We start from the raw sequence: 19,273 nt of genomic DNA, 5'->3' as shown, positions 1-19,273 counted from the left end.
CCTTTGTTTATGACGATTCTTCCCTTCCGCCGCTGGTCGCTTTCGCTGGCCTTATTGGCGCTGCCCGCCTTGGTCCAGGCCCAGGCGGTGAATGCACCCTCCCCCACTCCCGCCACCCCCACCGGCGATATGAGCGCCGCCCAGTGGTACCTCAAAGACCCGCAGCTCGACAACGTGCCCGGCGTGGGGGCCACCCGCGCCTACGCCGAAATTCTGAAAAACCTGATTCCAACGCCCGTTATCGTGGCCGTCATTGACTCCGGGATTGACACGGCCCACGTCGACCTCAAGCCCGTGCTGTGGGTGAACCGGGGTGAAATTCCCGGCAACGGCATCGACGACGATAAGAACGGCTACATCGACGACGTGCACGGCTGGAACTTCCTCGGCGGGGCCGACGGCCGCAACGTGAACGCCGAAACCCTGGAGATGACGCGCATTGTGGCCGCCGGCCGCAAGCGCTTCAAGGGCATCACGGCCAAGACCGTGAAGCCGGCCGACAAGGCTACTTACGCGCTCTATCAGAAGGCCGAGAAAGCGTATTCGGCCCGCCTCAAGGAGGAAACCGAGCGCAGCAAGCAGGTCGAAGAAATGTCGGGGCCTCTCACCATGATGGTGACCAACATGAAGCAGGCGCTGGGCACCGACAAGCTCGACACCACCGCCCTCAAAAATGCCAACACCAGCGACCCCAACCTGAAACGCGCCGTGGCCGGCATGCTCGACATGATGCGCCAGACCGGGGCCGCCGATGCCGATGCCCTGCTCAAGGAACTGAACGAGGGCATGAAGCAGGAGCGCAGCATGCTGGACAATTCGCTGAACCTGAGCTTTAATCCCCGGGCCGACATCATCAAGGACGACCCCGAGGACATGAGTCAGCGCTTCTACGGCAACAACGACCTCCACGGCCCCGACCCCATGCACGGTACCCACGTTTCGGGCATTATCGCGGCGGTGCGCACCAACAACCTCGGCATCATGGGCCTCGCCCCCGACCCGGTGCGCATCATGATGGTGCGGGCCGTGCCCGACGGCGATGAGCGCGACAAGGACATTGCCAACGCCATCCGCTACGCCGTAGACAACGGCGCGCAGATTATCAACATGAGCTTCGGCAAGGAATTCTCGCCCCAGCGCCCCGCCGTGGAAGCGGCCTATAAATACGCTGCTCAGAAAGGCGTGCTGCTGGTGCACGCCGCCGGCAACGAAAACCACAACCTCGACGTGGCCGACAACTACCCGGCCTCGTTCTACCTGAACAACACCACCATCCCGAACCTGCTCACGGTGGGCGCATCCGGCCCGAAGGACAACGTGAACCTGACCGCCGATTTCTCGAACTACAGCAAAAAGGGCGTTGATGTGTTCGCGCCCGGCGTGGGCATCTACAGCACGCTGCCCGGCAGCACCTACGGCAACGAAAGCGGCACCAGCATGGCCTCGCCCGTCACGGCCGGCGTGGCAGCAGTCCTGAAATCATACTTCCCCAAGCTCACGGCGGTCGATTTGAAGCGCATCATCATGCAGTCGGCCCAGGTGCACCACACCAAAGTGCAGACGCCCGGCGGCGAGAAGCAGGTCGATTTCTCGACGCTGTCCGTAACCGGCGGCGTGGTGGATATGTACGAAGCCGTGAAGCTGGCGCAGAAGGCATCACTATAAAGGAGTTAAGAGTTGAAAAAGCCCGCCAGGATTCCTTGTCCTTACCCAAAACTTTTGCAAAGCGCCGGCCGGTAGGCCGGCGCTTTTTTTGCGCTTAGCGGGTAGCTTGCGCGCATGAGTATTTCGACGGACTTTGGGAACGCACCGCAGTGGGCGCACACGCACTTTAGTGGGGTAGGACTGGGCGACGTGCGCCGCAACCGACGCGTGGTGACGCTGGCGGCCGGCTGGGCGCGGGAGCCGGGAGCGACGATTCCGCGCCTGAGCCAGGGGCAGGCCTACGCCGGCAAAGCCGCCTACCAGTTGCTGGGCCACGCGCAGACGACCCCGGACGCGCTGCAAGCCCCTCACCGCCAACACGTGGGCCAGCAACTGCAGGCGCCCGGCACCTACCTGCTGGTCGAGGATACGACCGAGCTGAGCTGGCCCGAAGCGGCCGAGCGCCGGGCGGGCCTCGGGCCGGTGGGGCCGGGCAAAGCCTATAGCCAGGGCGTGCTGCTGCACTCGCTGGTGGCCGCCGCCTGGCCCGCCACCGACCCCGACCCGGCGGCCAAACGGCCGGCCCTGCCGCTGCTGGGCCTGCTCGACCAGCAGTTTCACGTGCGCCAACCCGTGCCCGACGCCGAGAAGGCCCACCCCCACGGCGGCTCCCGCCCCCGCCAGGGGCGGCCCCGCGAGTCAGCCCTGTGGGCCCAGAGCCTGCGGGCCGTCGGGTGCCCACCGGCCGGTACGCGCTGGGTGGTGGTGGCCGACCGCGGGGCCGACATCTACGAGCACTTGCAGCAGTGCCAGGCCCAGGGGCTGGGCTTCGTGGTGCGGGCCGCCCAAAACCGGGCCCTGGTGGCCGGGGCGGACAAAACGGCCGCCGGCCGCCTCTTCGAGCAGGCGCGGGCGCAGCCCAGCGCCGGCACGTTTTCCCTGGCCCTGCGCGGGCGGCCCCGCCAGCCGGCACGTGCGGTGGTGTTGCAGGTAAGTTTCAGCCCGGCCCTGGCCCTGCGGGCCCCGCAGCGGCCGGGCGGGGCCACGGGAAAGGGAGCGCCCGTGCCCGTCGGCCTGGTGCGGGTCTGGGAAGAACAGGGGCCGGATGCCCCGGGACCCGGCCTGGAGTGGCTGCTGCTCTGCGACCAGCCCGTCACCGACTTCGCCCAGGCCCTGGTCTGCGCCCGGCAGTACGCCAGCCGCTGGCTCATTGAGGACTTTCACAAGGCCCTGAAAACGGGGCTGGGAGCCAAAAAGCTGCAGCTGCAAACGGCGGCCCGCCTCTTCGCCGCCGTGGCCCTGCTGAGCGTATTGGCCCTGGCCCTGGTGGATTTACGCGAGAAAAGCCGGCTCGAACCGGACTTGCCGGCCCAGGCGGCCGGCCTGACGGCCACCGAGTTGCGGGTGCTGCGCCACCAAAGCCGCCGCTCCCTGGACACGGTGCGCGCCGTCTACCTGGCCTTGGCCGCGCTGGGTGGGCACCTGGGCCGCAAAGGGGACGGCCCACCCGGTTGGCAAACCCTCTGGCTCGGCCGCCGGAGCCTGCGCCTGCTCGTGGAGGGCGTGAACATGGCGGCGCAACTACTTGACGAATAACAGACAAAAAAGCGCCGACCTGTCGGCCGGCGCTTTTTGAGTTTTGGGTAAGGACAAGGGCCTCCCGCGGGGCTTGCTTGGCGCGGCGGCAGCCCGCAGTATCTGCGGCGGAATCTCCCACCGGGGGCCACTTCGGCCGCTAGCGCTGGCGGCGCTGGCGGAGCTTGCGCAGGGCGTAGCCCACGCCGCCGACCAGCAGCAGCGAGGCCCCGCCATCGAGGGGCACGCCCGTGGGCGCAGACGTAGACGTGGGCACGGGGCCACCCGAACTGGGTTGGGCGCGGGCTTGCAGGGCCGTCAGGACCATCAGGGCCGGCAAGGCGAGCCGCAGCAAGCGGGTCGGGGAAAAGAGCTTTTTCATAAAACGGGGGGATGAGTTGGTGAAGGGGCCGGCCCCCGCGGGAGCCGGCCCCCGGAATTATTGCAGGACCACGCGCTTGGTCAGGGTGGCGGTGCCCACCTGCATGCGCAAGGTGTACACGCCGGTGGCCAGGCCGGCCGTTTCCACCGCGAAGGCGGTGCCGCTTGCGGCCGCTTGCGTACGCATAACCTGGCCCAAGACGTTGAGCAGGGTGACGTGTACTTGCGTGGCCCCGGCCACGGTTGGCACGAGCACCGTAAATCGGTCGTGGGCCGGGTTGGGGTACAACGCCACCTGCGCGGCACTCAGGGCCGGTGCGGTGGCCAGCGCGGCGCGGGCGGCAAAGTGCAGCGTGAAGCGGCCGCTGATGAGTACAGCGGCCTGCGTGGGGCTCACGCTAAAGGCGTAGGCCGGCTGCAGGCGCAAGTTCACGGTCTGGCCCGTTTGCGCGTCGCTCAGGAAAGCATCCAGGGCCGCGGGGATGTTGTTCAGCGCCACGGCGGTGAAGGAGTAGGTGCCGGCGGCGGGCACGCCCAGGGCCAGGGGCAGCACGGTGGCGGCGGTGAAGGCCGGCCGGGCGTCAATCGAGAGCGCCTCGCCGCTGGTAGCGGTGCTGCTCAGGTTCAGGCCCGTGGTGTTGGCCAGCTTGGCGGCGTCGAACTGGCTATCGAAGGCCGGGGTGGCCCCGGTTTCGGCGTAGGCGTAGAGCGCATCGGCGAGGGTGCCGGTGCTGCCGCGCAGCTCGAGCTGCACCAGCGGGCGGGCGTCGGCGGCGCCGCGCTGGAAGGCGGTGGCGTCCGGGGCCGTCAGGCGCTGGCTGTTGCGGAAGGTGAGCGCGCCGCTGGTCTGGCTGTCGCTCACGCGGACGAAGAAGCCCTGGGCCACCGGCAGCACGGGGTTACCGCCCATGCCGTTGACGTAGCTGCGGTAGGTGCCTACGTACTGGCTGGTGCTGCCATAGACGTAAATGGCCGCGTCCAGATTGGCGCGGTCCACGCCTTCCACCAGCGCGTAGTTGAGTGGGGCGGGGTAGGGGTTGCCCACCAATTGCCAGCCGGCGGCGGAGTTGCCGGCCACGCGGCTCAGGACCAGGGGTGGCTGGTCGCCGTTGGTGAGCGTGCCCACGAAGTCGACGAGCTGGTCGCCGGCGATGTTCACGGCGTAGCCCTTGCCCACGGCCAAGGGCGTGGTCAGGGCGGCGGGCACCACGAAGCCGCGGTCAAACGGGGCGGAGCTGTTGGCCAGGCTCACGCGGCTCTGGTCGTAGCCGAACACGGTGGGGAAGGGCGTGGTGGTGCCCGGCGTGGCCGAGGCGTTGTAGGACGTGGTGAGCGTGGGCGTAAAGCCGGTCGTGGTGGCCAGGTCGGCCACGGTGGTGTTGCTCACCGGGGCGCTGTAATGGCGGTAGCCGGGGCCGGCATTGGTGGTCGGGTCGATGTAGCGCTGCACCGTGACGGTGCCGGTTACCGTGCTGCCGGTGCCGTTTTCCACCAGAGCCGTACCCGTGGCGTTGCTCAGCAGCGTGAGGCTGCCGCCCGCGCCCAGGGCGGTCGTGGAGTTGTTGTACACGCCCAGCTTGCGGCGCACCTGCACGGGGACCTCTATGCTCAGGTAATCGTAGCTGCCCTGCTCGCCCACGGTCAGGGTCTGGAACGTGACGCCGGCCGTGCCGTTGAGCACGTGGCTGGGCCCGCCGAAGCCGATTTCGCTGGTCGCATCAAGGACGAACGTCGCCCCGTTGTTGGTCATATTCTGCGTGATGTAGAGCTCGCTGCCCGCTCCTTGGGTGAGGGTGCTGCCGGTGGCTAAGACCAGGCTGCCGTTGTTAAAGGCGCTGGTACCCAGCGTGAGCTGGGTGGTGGGGGCCGTGGTGGCGGCCAGTGTGAGGCTGGCCCCGGCCTGCACGGTCACGTTCTGCACCAGCTGGGTGCCGGTCACGGTGGGCTGGGCAGCGGCGGCAACGACGGTGGTGTTGAGGTAGGTGTTGGGCACGGCGGGCGGGCTCCAGTTGGTGGCCGTGGCCCAGGCGGTGCCGGCGCTGCCGTTCCAGGTGACGTTGTCGGTCAGGCTCAGGGAGAAGGCGGCGCTGGTGCCGTTGGCATTGGTCACGGTCACGTTGTACGCACCGTTGGTGTTGGGCGCGGCCAGGGGCAGGGCGAAGGCCAGGGCCGTGGCCGTGTTGCTGCTGAAGCTGGTGAGCGTAATGGGAGAGAAGCCGCTGCGGGCAAACGTGACGCCGGTGGCCCCGGCCAGGCCGGTGCCATTGAGCGTGACCAGGCCGCCGCGGGCCACGGGGTTGTCGGCCGCGCTGCTGATGGTCGGCGCAACCGTCACGGTGAACGTCTGGCTGCTGGCGGCGCTGGTGCCGCCGGGCGTGGTCACGGTCAAAGTGCCCGTCACGGCCCCGCTGGGCACCACTACGCCGGTGATGCTCGTGCTGCTAGCCACGGAGAAGCCCGTGGTCACCACGTTGCCGCTGGTACCGCTGAAGGTGATGGCCGTGGCCCCCGTCAGGCCGGTGCCCGTCAGGCTGATGGTCGTGCCCGTCGGTCCGCTCGTGGGCGTGAAGCTCGCAATAGCAAGCCCCGTCCCGCCGTTGAGCCGCACGCTCGCCGTGTTGTCGTAGTAATTGGCCGTGAGCAGGTCCAGGTCGCCGTCGCCGTCCACGTCCCCCACCGCCACGCTGGAAGGAGTGTCGCCCACGGTGGGGTTGGGGTTGGTGGCCGGGGCCGTGAAGTTGCCCGCCCCGTCGTTGAGCTGCACGCTCACCGTGTTGTCGCTTTGGATGGCCGTGAGCAGGTCCAGGTCGCCGTCGCCGTCCACGTCGCCCACCGCCACGCTGATAGGACCGTTGCCCACGGCGAGGTTGGCATTGGTGGCCGGGGCCGTGAAGTGGCCCGTCCCGTCGTTGAGCCGCACGCTCACCGTGTTGTCGTCAAAGTTGGCCGCGAGCAGGTCCAGGTCGCCGTCGCCGTCCACGTCCCCCACCGCCACGCTCTTGGGAGTGGTGCCCACGGCGGGGTTGGGGTTGGTGGCCGGGGCCGTGAAGTTGCCCGTCCCGTCGTTGAGCCGCACGCTCACCGTGTTGCTGCCCTGGTTGGCCGTGAGCAGGTCCAGGTCGCCGTCGCCGTCCACGTCTCCCACCGCCACGCTGGTAGGATCGGTGCCCACGGTGGGGTCGGAGCCGCCAGTGAAGTTGCCCGTCCCGTCGTTGAGCCGCACGCTCACCGTGTTGCTGCCGGCAGCCGCGAGCAGGTCCAGGTCGCCGTCGCCGTCCACGTCCCCCACCGCCACCCTCTGGGGATTGGCGCCCACGGCGGGGTCGGAGCCGCCAATGAAGTTGCCCGTCCCGTCGTTGAGCCGCACGCTCACCGTGTTGCTGCCGGAGTTGGCCGTGAGCAGGTCCAGGTCGCCGTCGCCGTCCACGTCCCCCACCGCCACGCTACCGGGATTGGCACCCACGGCGGGGTCGGAGCCGCCAATGAAGTTGCCCGTCCCGTCGTTGAGCCGCACGCTCACCGTGCCGCTAATCAAGTTGGCCGTGAGCAGGTCCAGGTCGCCGTCGCCGTCCACGTCCCCCACCGCTACGCTGTAAGGACCGTTGCCCACAGTGGGGTTGGCGTTGGTGGCCGGGGCCAGGAAGTTGCCCCTCCCGGTGCCGCCGGTGGCGGCCGTGAACTGGTAGACCTGCCGGACGGCCGCCGCGCCGCCCGTGCTTTGCACGGTGGCCGGCACGGTCACGAACAGCGTTTCGCCCGGCTTGAAGCCCGCTACCTGCGAGCCCGTGGTCGGCACCGTCGGCGCGAGCGTGGCCGTGGCCCCGCTGGTGCTCACCGAGGCCGTGCGCTGCCCCCGGTACTGCTGCGAAAACACCTTAATATTACCTGTCGTCGCCGGATTGAGGTTGGCCGAAAACGTCACGCTCACCGGCGTGGTGAGCGCCGCTGCCCGCGCGTTGCGGGCCGGGCTTCGCGCCGTCACGGTAAGGGTCTGGCCCTGCGCCGTCAGCGGCAAGGCCAGCGGGGCCAGCAGCCCGCAGGCCGCCAGTAGCGAAGTAAGTAAACTGTTCTTCATGTGAGGGGGAATAAAAAAGAAAACCGCGCCCACCACCAACGGCGGCGCGGCAGTAAAAGTAGCTATTATTACAAATGCTTGCAACATACTATGATTTTATTGTACGTTTGTACTCTACCCTACTATTTTTAGTAATTGATTTTTAGCAAGTTGCCTCGTAATCCAGTTCAGTAGCGTTTCAACCAAGCGGGCCAATGGGTCCTCGGGCAGGGTCAGCGGGCGGGCGAGTTGGCGGAGCAGGTTGAGGCCGTGGCGGCTCAGGCTGGCGGCCCGGTAGCCGTGGTTTTTGCGGGCAATGGGCTGGCGGCCGCCGTGGGCGGCCGCGCCCACGCCCAGACAAAACGCGTAGGCCAGGCTGACCAGGGCCACGAGCTTGCGCAGCTTTTGGAAACAGCGCAAGTGGGTGGCTTCCAGGTTAAAGCCCCGCCCTTTCAGATTTTGAAAGCATTGCTCAATCGTCCAGCGCTTGGCGTAGAGTTGCGCGAGGTGGTTCAGGCCGGCCGTGGCAAACAGGAAGACAAACGCGTCCGCCGCCACGGCCTTGACCCAGACCTGCCCCCAAACCCCGTCGACCTGCAGGTGAGCGAAGCGGCGCACCTGCCCCGGCACCAGGCCCAGGTCGGCCACGGCCTGCCGCCGGCCGTCGGCGTGGGTCAGGCAGTGGTGCTTGGGCAGGCGCATGACAAAATTAAGCCCGTTGTCTTTTAGCCACTTGAACCACGCATGGCCGACAAATTCCCGGTCGCCCACGACCAGGCCGATGCGGTCTTTCCCCAGCAAGGCCACGCATTTTTCGAGCACGGCGATGCGGTCGGCGGCGTTGGAGTTGCCGCTGCGGTTGTCGAGTAGGTGCCAATAAAGGGGCACGTGGACCTCGCCCGTGCCGACGGTGACGAGCAGGATGTTCACCTGGCACTGGCCGAAGTCCCACTCCGTGCGGTCGAGGCATAAGCGCAGCTTGCCCTGCGCAGGCAACAAACTCAGTAAAAGCTTGGCCACCAGTACGTAATTGAGGTCTACTTCGCGGAAAAAGTCCTGAATGCGCGTTTCGTTCGAGGCGGGCTTGGCCGCGTCGTTCAGGTGCTGGGCCACTTCGCCAAATTGCACGTTGCGGCTCTTTATCAGGCCAATAATGAACTGGCCCACAAACTTTTGGCGGGACAAGTGGCCCACAAACGGGGCCTGTTGCAAAAGCGTCGTAATTTTAGCGGCGAAGTGTTGCTTCACGGGGCAGAACGGATTTTTGGTGGTGTCAGAACCCCAAAGGTCGGGCTGCCCCGTTTTTGTACCTGAAAAATAGTAGGTAGAGTACTCCTAAGCTACTCTACCCTACTAAATTTTAGGGCATAAAAACGGGGCAGCCCGACCTTTGGGGTTCCAACCACCAAAAACCCGTTCTGCCCCGTGAAGCAACACTTCGCCGCTAAAATTACGACGCTTTTGCAACAGGCCCCGTTTGTGGGCCACTTATCTCGCCAAAAGTTTGTGGGCCAGTTCATTATTGGCCTGATAAAGAGCCGCAACGTGCAATTTGGCGAAGTGGCCCAGCACCTCAACGACGCCGCTAAGCCCGCCTCGAACGAAACGCGCATTCAGGACTTTTTCCGCGAAGTCGACCTCAATTACATGCTGGTGGCCAGGCTTTTGCTTAGTTTATTGCCTGCGCAGGGCAAGCTGCGTTTGTGCCTGGACCGCACGGAGTGGGACTTCGGCCAGTGCCAGGTCAACGTGCTGCTCGTCACCGTCGGCACGGGCGAGGTCCACGTGCCGCTCTACTGGCAGCTGCTCGACAACCGCAGCGGCAACTCCAACGCCGCCGACCGCATCGCGGTGCTCGAAAAGTGCGTGGCTTTGCTGGGGAAAGACCGCATCGGCCTGGTCGTAGGCGACCGGGAATTTGTCGGCCATGCGTGGTTCAAGTGGCTCAAAGACAACGGACTGAATTTTGTCATGCGCGTGCCCAAGCACCACGGCCTGACCCACGCCGACGGCCGCCGGCAGGCCGTGGCCGACCTGGGCCTGGTGCCGGGGCAGGTGCGCCGCTTCGCCCACGTGCAGGTCGACGGGGTCTGGGGACAGGCCTGGGTCAAGGCCGTGGCGGCGGGCGAGTTCGTCTACCTGTTTGCCACGGCCGGTCTGAACCACCTCGAGCAACTCTACGCCAAGCGGTGGACGATTGAGCAGTGCTTCCAAAACCTGAAAGGCCGGGGTTTCAGCCTGGAAGCCACCCACTTGCGCTGCTTGCAAAAGCTGCGCAAACTCGTGGCCCTCGTCAGCCTGGCCTACGCCTTCTGCCTGGGCGTGGGCGCAGCCGCCCACGGCGGCCGCCACCCCATTGCCCGCAAGAAGCACGGCTACCGGGCCGCGAGCCTGGCTCGTCACGGCCTCAACCTCCTCCGCCAACTCACCCGTCCGCTAACCCGGCCCGATGACCCGTTGGCCCGCCTGGTTGAAACGCTGCTAAACTGCACTACGAGACAACTTGCTCGAAATCAACTACTAAAAATAGTAGGGTAGAGTACTCCTAAGCTTTAACTCTTAACTCAAATCACCCCACATCCACCCCTTTTTCCTCTTTCTGGAAGCTGCTTAGCACCAGCCGGTCCGTCAGACCGGGCAGCCATTTGTTGAGAAAAACCACCAGCTTGCCCTGGCCGGTGAGCACCAGCGTGCGCTTGCGCTGCTGCACGGCTTTGAGGATTTCCTGGGCCACGGCTTCGCTGCTCATCATAGCGCCTTCGTCGCGCGGCGACTCGCCCTGCGAGGAGCCGTCGGCGGCCAGCGCGGTCTGGCGGATATTGGAGGCGGTGAAGCCGGGCGCGGCCGTGAGCACGTTCACGCCCTGGTCGAGCAATTCGGTGCGCAGGGCTTCGAGGAAGCCGTTCATGGCGAATTTGGAGGCCGAGTAGCCGGTGCGCCCCGGCAGGCCCCGGTAGCCCGCAATGCTGCTGATGCCCACGATGCTGCCCTTGCTGGCCAGCAAATGCGGCAGGGCAAACTTGGTGGTGAACACGGTGCCGAAGAAGTTGGTCTGCATCAGGCGCTTGATGACTTCGAGGTCGGCATCCTGAAAGCGGGCGCGCATGCTGATGCCCGCGTTGTTGAGCAGCACGCTGAGGCCGCCGAAGCGGGCCACGGTTTCGGCCACGGCGCGCTCGGCGGCGGCCTCGTCGCCTACATCGGCCCGGATGGTGAGGTGGGCCACGCCGGCAGCGGCCAGCGCGGCGGCGGTATCGGCGAGTTTAGCTTCGTCGCGGCCGGTGACGGCCACCTGGTAGCCGGCCCGGCCAAAGGCCAGCGCGCAGGCCCGGCCAATGCCCGAAGTGCCGCCGGTGATAAGAACAGTAGGAGTTGCCATAAACTAAAAGGAGTGGCCCGGTCGGACCGGGAGAAGACGGGCAAATAATATTGGCAAATTTACGGGTGGCTGGTGCGATTTTTGCACCGCCCGATTAAACCTGTTTCCCGGGTTCTGGTCAGGTAGTTGCCGGGCGGGCGGTGGTGGGCAGTAGGCGAACCGGTGGGTTGAGTGGGCGACTCATAGCGGGCAGCGGCCGATTGTGGGCAGGCCATCCCCGCTTTCTGCTTACATTTATCCGTTGAATTCAATTGCTTTATTTCAAAGTACCGCATGCATCCACACCTACGTTCCTGGTCCCGGTTCACGCCGGGTTTTATTGCTGTTTTGCTGGGACTGGGCGTGAGCTCAGAGGTCGCCGCCCAAACCACCTGCCCCATTGCGGCCGTGTGCACGCCGGGCAGTGCCACCAACGGCCAGGCCAACCTCTACGGTATGGGTATTCTCAACGTTACCGTTGGGAACAACCTCATTAATAACACCACCAGCAACTACATCGACGGCTACCGCGACTACGGCTGCACCTTCAACGCCGCCCTGACGGTGGGCCAGATCTACACCATCAGCGTGCGCACCGGCCCGAACACGAACGAGAACGTGAAGGTCTGGATTGACTACAACAACGACGGGGCCTTCACCGGCACCAGCGAGCTGGTGTTTGATGGGCCAAACAGCATCCTGCACACGGGCACGTTTGCGCCGCCCGCCACGGCCGTACTCAGCACCAACCTGCGCATGCGGGTGGCGTCGGACTACGCGCTGGGCACCGTGCCCACGTCGTGCTCCACGCCCCAGTACTCGCAGGTTGAAGACTACAGCGTGCGGCTGTCGTCGAACGTGAGCGCCCCGGTGGCGGCCTTCACCACCAATGGCACCACCACCTGCTCCGGCACCGTGCAGTTCACCGATGCCAGCCAGAACCTGCCCACCGCCTGGCTCTGGGCCTTTGGCGACGGCACCACCAGCACCCTACAAAGCCCCTCGCACACCTACACCACGGCCGGCACCTATGCCGTGACCCTGCGCGCTACCAACGCCGTGGGCAACAACACCAGCGCCGCCACCAGCATTGTTTATAACGCCTCGGTGCCGCTGGCGGCCGGCTGCTCGCCTCAGACCACCAATTACTTCGCCAACTACGGCATCACCCGCTTCCGGCTGGGCAGCATCGATAATACCTCGGCCGACGGCAGCGCCGGCTACCAGGACTTCACCTGCCCGCAGCGCACCGATTTGATTGTGGGCGTGAATAACCCGATGATTATCACCACGGGCGGCGTGAACCCGCACGACATCCGGGTGTACCTGGACCTGGACAACAACGGCGTTTTTGCTACGTCCGAGCTGATTTATACCGGCCTGAACACGGCCAGCCCCGGAGCCACCACCACCCTCACCCTGCCCACCAGCACCGTGCTCAACCAGCCCCTGCGCCTGCGCGTGATTGCCGACGCCATTGGCAACACGGCCGGTCCCTGCGTGAGCCCCGTGAGCGGCCAAGTAGAAGACTACACCATCATTGCCCGGCCCAATACGCTGCCGCCCATCATCAACTTCAGCACCAACTACGTGGTTGGCGGCTGCGTGAATCCCATTCAGTTCACCGACCTCACCACCAACGTACCCATTTCCTGGCTGTGGAGCTTCGGCGATGGTACTACCAGCACCCTGCAAAACCCCACGCACACCTACACCGCCTCGGGCACCTACAACATCACCCTCTCGGCCACCAATACAAACGCCTCGGCCAGCGTGACGCGCCTGAACGCGGTAACCATTCAGGTGCCCTGCCTCACGTATTGCGCGTCGAACGGCACGGGGGGCACCGGTCCCGGCGGACAGCAGATGCCCAGTCCGTTCTTCATCGCCACCGTAGGCATTGCCAATGCCACCCCGGCTTTCATCAATAACAGCAGCGTTGCCACGGGTGGCTACGCCAACTACACAAGCCTGACCCTGTCGGCCAGCGTGGGTAACTCCCTTAGCCTGACGGTGGGCACCAACCTGGCCGCGCAGCACCGCACCTCGGCCTGGGTAGACTGGAACATGAACGGCACGTTTGATGCCTCCGAGCTGGTGGTGAATGGCACGGCTAACGCCAACACCTTCACCGCGCCCTTCACGGTGCCCGCCGGCATGGCGGGCAGCACGCCCCGCATGCGGGTGATGGTGGTGGCCAACGCCACCGGCGGCACGCCCAACCCCTGCGCCACCAATCTCATCAACGCCGAAGTGGAGGACTACCAGCTGCGGATACTGCCCCTGGCCACCCGCGATGCCCAGGCCCTCCCCACGCTCAGCCTCTTCCCCAACCCTACCCTTGACGGGCGGGTGAGCCTGCGTCTGCCCGATGCCAGCGCCGCCGGCCTCTACACCACCGAGGTGCAGAACCTGCTGGGCACCACGGTGCTGCGCACAGCCCTGCGCCTGGGCCCGGCCGCCGATGCCCAGCTGGACCTGAGCGCCCTGCCGGCCGGCGTGTATGTGCTGCGCCTGCGCGACGCGCAAGGCCAGACCGCCCTGCGCCGCGTGGTACGCGAGTAACCGACAATTTCTGGCGAGCCGACACCCGGCCCGCCCTCAATTTCCAGCCGCCCCGGCCGCCTTCTGGTGGCCGGGGCAGTTTTTCAGCTCCCCCCCCTTCATTTTATTGTATGCCTACAACCTTACTACGGCGTTTTTTTGGGCCGATGCTACTCCTGGCGCTGCTGGTGCTGGGCACGCGCCCGGCGCAGGCCTCGCACCTATTGGGCGGCGAGATGAGCTACCGCTACCTCGACGCCACCGGACCGGCCGCCACGCCCTTTCGCTATGAGATAACCCTGACGGTGTACAGCAACGGCCTGTATACCAATGCCAACCCCAACGGCATCGCGGCTCCCCCGGTGAGCGCGCCGATTGAAATATACAATCGCACCACCGGGGTGCGCATTGCCAACTATACTTTCAGCCGTACCTCACCCACGGCTACCAACGCCAACCTGCCGCCGCCCATTGCCCCGCCCGTGCCGCAGGGCTGCGCCGTGAGCGGCCCCAGTCAGCCGTTTTACCTGTGCAAATACGTGCAGACGGTGAACCTGCCGGTGTCCTTCGATGGCTACTACGCCGTGTACTCGGTGGGTGCCCGCAACAACACCCTGACCAACGTGAACAACCCCGGCGGGGGTACCGGCGGCAACGTGCCCCTGACGCTGTACGTGAGCATGGCCCCGCCGCTGATTTACAACCGCTCGCCCGTATTTTCGGATACGGCCGTGGCCATCGTGTGCCAGAACGATACCACCATTTCGCTCAACAATGCCTTTGACCCCGACGGCGACCGCCTGGTGTACTCTTTTGGTACGCCCTACGGCTTCCCAACCCCCGGCGGCACTTTCCCACCCTTTCCCCAAGCGGTACCCTATTACCCGGCTTACAGCGCGGCCAACCCCTTTGGGACGGGCGCGGGCAACTTTGCGACCATCAATGCCAGTACGGGCATCGCCAAATATGGGGCCCGCACCAACGGCCTCTACGTAGTAGCGGTGGATGTGGCAGAATACCGCACCATCAACGGCGTGGAAGTGCTGATTGGCACCACTCGACGAGACTTGCAGCTGGTGGTATCGACCTGCCCGCCCACCACGGCGCCGGTGCTGCCGGCCCCTACCCTCACTCCCCGCAGCTATACCATTGAGGAAGGCCAGTCGCTGACCATTCCGATTACGGCCACGCAGGCCAGCGGCAACCACCCGCTGGTGCTCACCGTGAACAGTGCCCTGCTCGATGGCAGCGGACCGTTCAACACCACCTTTAATGGCAGTACGGGCACGGTGCAGCCCGGCAACCTCACCGGCACGGCTACCGCCACCGGCACCGGCACGGTATCGGGCACGTTCATCTACAGCTCCGGCTGCGGCCAGGCCCGCACCACACCCTACGACCTGGGCGTGACCGTAAAGGATAACGGCTGCGGCGGCAAGCTGGCTTCCGATATTTTCCGGGTGACGGTGACCCGCGCTGCCGGCCCCAACGCCATTACCGGCCCCACCACGGTGTGCGACCCCGCCACGGTGCGTACCTACACCGCTGCCGGCCCCGTGCCGGCCTCCTACCGCTGGCGCATCACGGGCGGCACCATCACGAGCGGCCAGGGCACCAATGCGGTGCAGGTAACCTGGGCCAACGCCAATACCACCGGCCTGCTCTCGCTCAAGGGCATTTCGACCTACGGCTGCCTGTCTGACTCAGTGGTTAAATCCGTGGACATCCGGCCCCTGCCGGCCCTCACGGCCACGGCCCTCGCGCCCAGCATCTGCCTGGGCACCTCAACAACGCTGACTGTGACGGGCCTGGCGGGCCTTACCTACGTGTGGTCCGGTGGCGGTATTAGCTCCACCAGCACCACCGTTACGGTAATACCCACCGCCACCACCACCTACACCGTGACCGGCACCGACGGCACCTGCTCCGTCACGGCTACCGTGACGGTGACCGTGACGCCTCCGCCCGTGGCCAACGCCGGCCCTGCCCGCACCGTGTGCCCCAACGTGGCTTCTACGCCGCTGGGCGTGGCAGCTGTCACTGGCTTTACCTACACCTGGACGCCGGCCCTGGGCCTGAGCAGCACTACCGTGGCCCAGCCCACTGTGACGCTGCCCAACCTGACCGGCGCCCCCATCACCCAGACCTACACGCTCACCGTATCCTCCGGCCCGAGCTGCTCCAGCACCTCTTCGGTGGTGGTGACGGTGAGCCCCGCCGCCGTAGCCGATGCCGGCCCGGTCCGTACGACCTGCTCGGGAGTGGCTTCGGCCGCCATTGGTACTGCCGCGCTGGCCGGCTACACCTATAGCTGGAGCCCGGCCACCGGCCTGAGCAGCGCCACCGTGGCCCAGCCCACCGTGACGCTGCCCAACCTGACCGGCACGCCCATCACCCAGAGCTATACCGTGACGGCTACTAACAGTACGGGCTGCACCGCGACTTCGACGGTCATCATCACCATCAACCCTGCGGCCGTGGCCATTCCCGGCCCGGCCATTAGCTTCTGCTCGGGTACGGTTTCGGCCCCACTGGGCAGCACGACTACGCCCGTGGCCGGCACTACCTATAGCTGGAGCCCGACCACTGGCCTGAGTGACCCGACTATTGCCAACCCCACGGTAACGGGCACTAACACGACGGGCGTGCCCATCGTGAGGACTTATACCCTGATTACCACTTCGCCCCTCGGGTGTCCCTCGGCCCCTGCCACCGTGGTGGTAACCATCAACCCCGCCGCCGTGGCCGATGCCGGCCTGGCCAAGGCGACCTGCTCGAACGTGCCCGTGGCCATTGGCAACGGCGCGGCCGTGGCCGGTACCACCTACGCCTGGAGCCCGGCCACCGGCCTGAGCAGCACGTCGGTGCTGAACCCGACCGTGACCCTGCCCAACCTAACGGCCGCCCCCATCACCCAGACCTACACCCTGACGGCCACCACCGCCAACGGCTGCACCGCCACCAACACGGTGGTAGTAACCATCAACCCCGCCGCCGTGGCCGATGCCGGCCTGGCCAAGGCGACCTGCTCGAACGTGCCCGTGGCCATCGGCAACGGCGCGGCCGTGGCCGGCACCACCTACGCCTGGAGCCCGGCCACCGGCCTCAGCAGTGCCTCGGTGCTGAACCCGACCGTGACCCTGCCCAACCTGACCGGCGCCCCAATCACCCAGACCTACACCCTGACGGCCACCACCGCCAACGGCTGCACCGCGGCTGCGACGGTCATTGTCACCATCAACCCTGCCGCTGTGGCAGTGGCGGGGGCTAACCAGGCCGTATGCTCGGGCTCGACCATTACGCTGGGCGCGACCCCGGTAGCGGGCTACACCTACAGCTGGAGCCCGGCCACCGGCCTGAGCAGCACCACCGTGGCTAATCCCACCTTCACGCTGACCAACACCACGGCCACCCCGAATCCCATCATCTTCACGCTGACTGCGACCACCGCCAACGGCTGCGTGGCCACCAGCCCCGTGACCGTGACCGTGAACCCTGCCGCCGTAGCCGATGCCGGCCCCGCCGCCGCCGTCTGCGACCTCAAAACCATTACCCTGGGTACCCCGGCCCGCACCGGCTACACCTATAGCTGGGCCCCGGCTACGGGCCTGAGCAGCAGCACTGCCGCCCAGCCCGTGTTCACGGCCTCGAACACCACAGCCGCGCCCATCACCCGCACCTACACCGTGACGGCCACCACCGCCAATGGTTGCGTGAGCACCAGTGCCGTGGTCGTGACCATCAACCCGCGCCCGCTGCCTTCCGCTATTGTGGGGCCGGCCTCGGTATGCCCCACGGTTACAGGCATTGCCTATTCGGTAGCTAATCCCGTGGGCACGGCCTTCACCTGGCTGATTCGCGGCGGTACCATTGCCAGCGGCAACGGCACCTCGGCCATCACCGTGGACTGGGGCGTGGCCAGCACCGGCGGCTACCTCAAGGTATTCAGCTTGAATGCCCAGGGTTGCTCGTCCGACACCATTACCCTGCCCATCATCATCAACCCACGCCTGCAAACGGTGCGGCCCACCGGCCCCGGCGACATTGTGGCCGTAGCCCCGCTGCCGCGCGCCGTGTGCCAGGCCGATGGCCCCTACCGCTACGTGAGCGGCATTTTTGCCAACGGCTCCAGCTATGCCTGGACCATCATCGGCGGTACGCAGGTGAGCACCCTACAGAACACGGTGACCGTGAGCTGGACTCCGGTGACGGTGCCCACCATCGGCAAAATCGTGGTGACGGAAACCAGCAACCCCGCCAGCGGCGTGCGCTGCCTGGGCACTTCCGATACCCTCAAGGTGCTCATCAACCCCTCGCCCCGCCCCACCCTGGCCATCACCGCCCCGGTGCGCGTGTGCCAGACCAACGGCCCCGTGACCTTCGGCCTGCCCGGCGGCTTCACCGGCTCCAGCTACGTGTTCCAGCTGGCGGGCGCTACCCTGGCCGGCACCGGCAATACCCGCGTGCTCGCCACGCTGCCCGCCCCCGGCACCTACACTCTTACGGTGCAGGAAACCACTTCGGCCGGCTGCACCGGCCCGGTGTACACTACGCCATTCACGGTGGCTCCTACGCCCACCGCGCCCACTATTTCGGGCTCGGGCTTCGTGTGTAATGTGGCTACGCCGCAGCAATACGCCATTGCCAACCCCACGGCCGGCGCCAGCTACCAGTGGACGGTAGTGGGCGGCACCGTCACAGCCGGCGGCACCAGCAGCCAGGTTACGGTGCGCTTCAACGCCACCGGACCCTACACGGTGAGCGCTGCTGAAATCAGCGCCGCGCCTGCGTCCTGCACCGGCCCGGCCACCATCCGCACCATCCTCTTCGATAGCCCGACGCTGACCCTGAGCAACGCCTCGGTAGATGCCGCCAGCAACAGCCGCGTCATCATCTCGCTGGGCACGCTCAACAGCGCCAACACGCCCAACCCGGTGCAGGTGCTGCGCCGCGTGGCGGGCGCGGGCAGCTTCGCGCCGGTGGGTACGGTTGCGGCTTCGGCCACCACTTTCACCGACAACAGCGCGGTGGATGCCAACGCTAATTCCTACGAGTACCAGCTCAGCCTCACTAACGGTTGCGGCACGGTTACTACTACCGGCGTGGCCCAGACCATCCGCCTGCAAGCCACTGCTACCGCCACCGCCGGCGGCCGCGACCAAGGCAGCACGGCCCTCACCTGGAATGCCTTCGTGGGCTTCGCGGTGAAGGAGTACCGCATCTACCGACGCACCGACGCCGGAGCATCGGAACTGCTGGTTCCGATGCCCACAATAACGGTATCAGGCTCGACGCTAACGGCCACCGTTTCCAACAACGCCCCCAACAGCACGGCCACCGGTCTGGGCTTCAGCCAGAACTTCCGGGTAGTGGCCGCCAGCACCGATGCCACCCCGCTGCTCTCGAACTCGAACGAAACCAGCGTGAGCTTCGCCAACGCCGTGAAGACCTACAACGTCATCACCCCGAACCGCGACGGCCAGAACGATGTGCTCGTCATCGACAACATCGGCCTCTACCCCGGCAACACCTTCACCATCTTCAACCGCTGGGGCCGCGAGGTGTACAAAACCACCAACTACCAGAACAACTGGGGTGGCGACGACAACACGCCCGCCGGCAACTACTTCTACATCCTCACCCTGCCCAACGGCACGAGCGTGAAGAACTGGTTCGAGGTGGTAAAGTAATGTCTGAACTGCGGATTTATCGGATTG

At 66.1% G+C, this 19,273-nt stretch carries 9 protein-coding genes; 5 read left to right on the top strand and 4 right to left on the bottom strand.

What is annotated here, in order from left to right:
• The first annotated feature begins 9 nt into the window (after window positions 1-9).
• Window positions 10-1,665 (top strand): S8 family peptidase, encoded by a 1,656-nt coding sequence (locus tag KQ659_RS07770; RefSeq protein WP_226929879.1) that lies wholly within the window; start codon window positions 10-12, stop codon window positions 1,663-1,665.
• Between the two features lie 114 nt (window positions 1,666-1,779).
• Window positions 1,780-3,240, top strand: coding sequence for an IS4 family transposase (locus KQ659_RS07765; protein WP_216689307.1), 1,461 nt, complete (start codon window positions 1,780-1,782; stop codon window positions 3,238-3,240).
• A 139-nt stretch (window positions 3,241-3,379) separates the two neighbouring features.
• Here KQ659_RS07765 and KQ659_RS07760 read toward each other — a convergent pair whose 3' ends face one another.
• From KQ659_RS07760 to KQ659_RS07750, 3 genes are all read right to left on the bottom strand, one after another.
• Window positions 3,380-3,601: a PID-CTERM protein-sorting domain-containing protein gene (locus tag KQ659_RS07760; protein ID WP_216689308.1), complete on the bottom strand. Its 222-nt coding sequence runs from the start codon at window positions 3,599-3,601 to the stop codon at window positions 3,380-3,382.
• Window positions 3,602-3,658: 57 nt separating this feature from the next.
• Window positions 3,659-7,675 carry an FG-GAP-like repeat-containing protein gene (locus KQ659_RS07755; protein ID WP_226929877.1) on the bottom strand — a complete coding sequence of 1,339 codons (4,017 nt, stop codon included), beginning with the start codon at window positions 7,673-7,675 and terminating at the stop codon, window positions 3,659-3,661.
• 114 nt (window positions 7,676-7,789) lie between these two features.
• Entirely contained in the window at window positions 7,790-8,902 is a 1,113-nt protein-coding gene (locus tag KQ659_RS07750; protein ID WP_216689310.1) for an IS4 family transposase, read from the bottom strand.
• A 177-nt stretch (window positions 8,903-9,079) separates the two neighbouring features.
• Here KQ659_RS07750 and KQ659_RS07745 point away from each other — a divergent pair, with 177 nt between their 5' ends.
• On the top strand, window positions 9,080-10,192 hold the full coding sequence (locus KQ659_RS07745) for an IS4 family transposase (protein WP_216689311.1): 1,113 nt from the start codon (window positions 9,080-9,082) through the stop codon (window positions 10,190-10,192).
• A gap of 31 nt (window positions 10,193-10,223) precedes the next feature.
• On the opposite strand, the gene KQ659_RS07740 is transcribed toward KQ659_RS07745, so the two are convergent.
• Entirely contained in the window at window positions 10,224-11,033 is an 810-nt protein-coding gene (locus KQ659_RS07740) for an SDR family oxidoreductase (RefSeq protein WP_168674137.1), read from the bottom strand.
• A gap of 273 nt (window positions 11,034-11,306) precedes the next feature.
• Between KQ659_RS07740 and KQ659_RS07735 the strand changes: the two genes are divergently transcribed.
• Window positions 11,307-13,577 (top strand): GEVED domain-containing protein, encoded by a 2,271-nt coding sequence (locus KQ659_RS07735; RefSeq protein WP_216689312.1) that lies wholly within the window; start codon window positions 11,307-11,309, stop codon window positions 13,575-13,577.
• A gap of 110 nt (window positions 13,578-13,687) precedes the next feature.
• Window positions 13,688-19,246, top strand: a complete 5,559-nt coding sequence (locus tag KQ659_RS07730) for a T9SS type B sorting domain-containing protein (protein WP_216689313.1) — start codon at window positions 13,688-13,690, stop codon at window positions 19,244-19,246.
• Window positions 19,247-19,273: the final 27 nt, after the last annotated feature.

It is taken from the genome of Hymenobacter siberiensis (assembly GCF_018967865.2).
Lineage (GTDB): Bacteria > Bacteroidota > Bacteroidia > Cytophagales > Hymenobacteraceae > Hymenobacter > Hymenobacter siberiensis.
The sequence above is the reverse complement of the archived record's forward strand: the minus strand, read 5'-3'. Positions and strand labels throughout refer to the sequence as shown.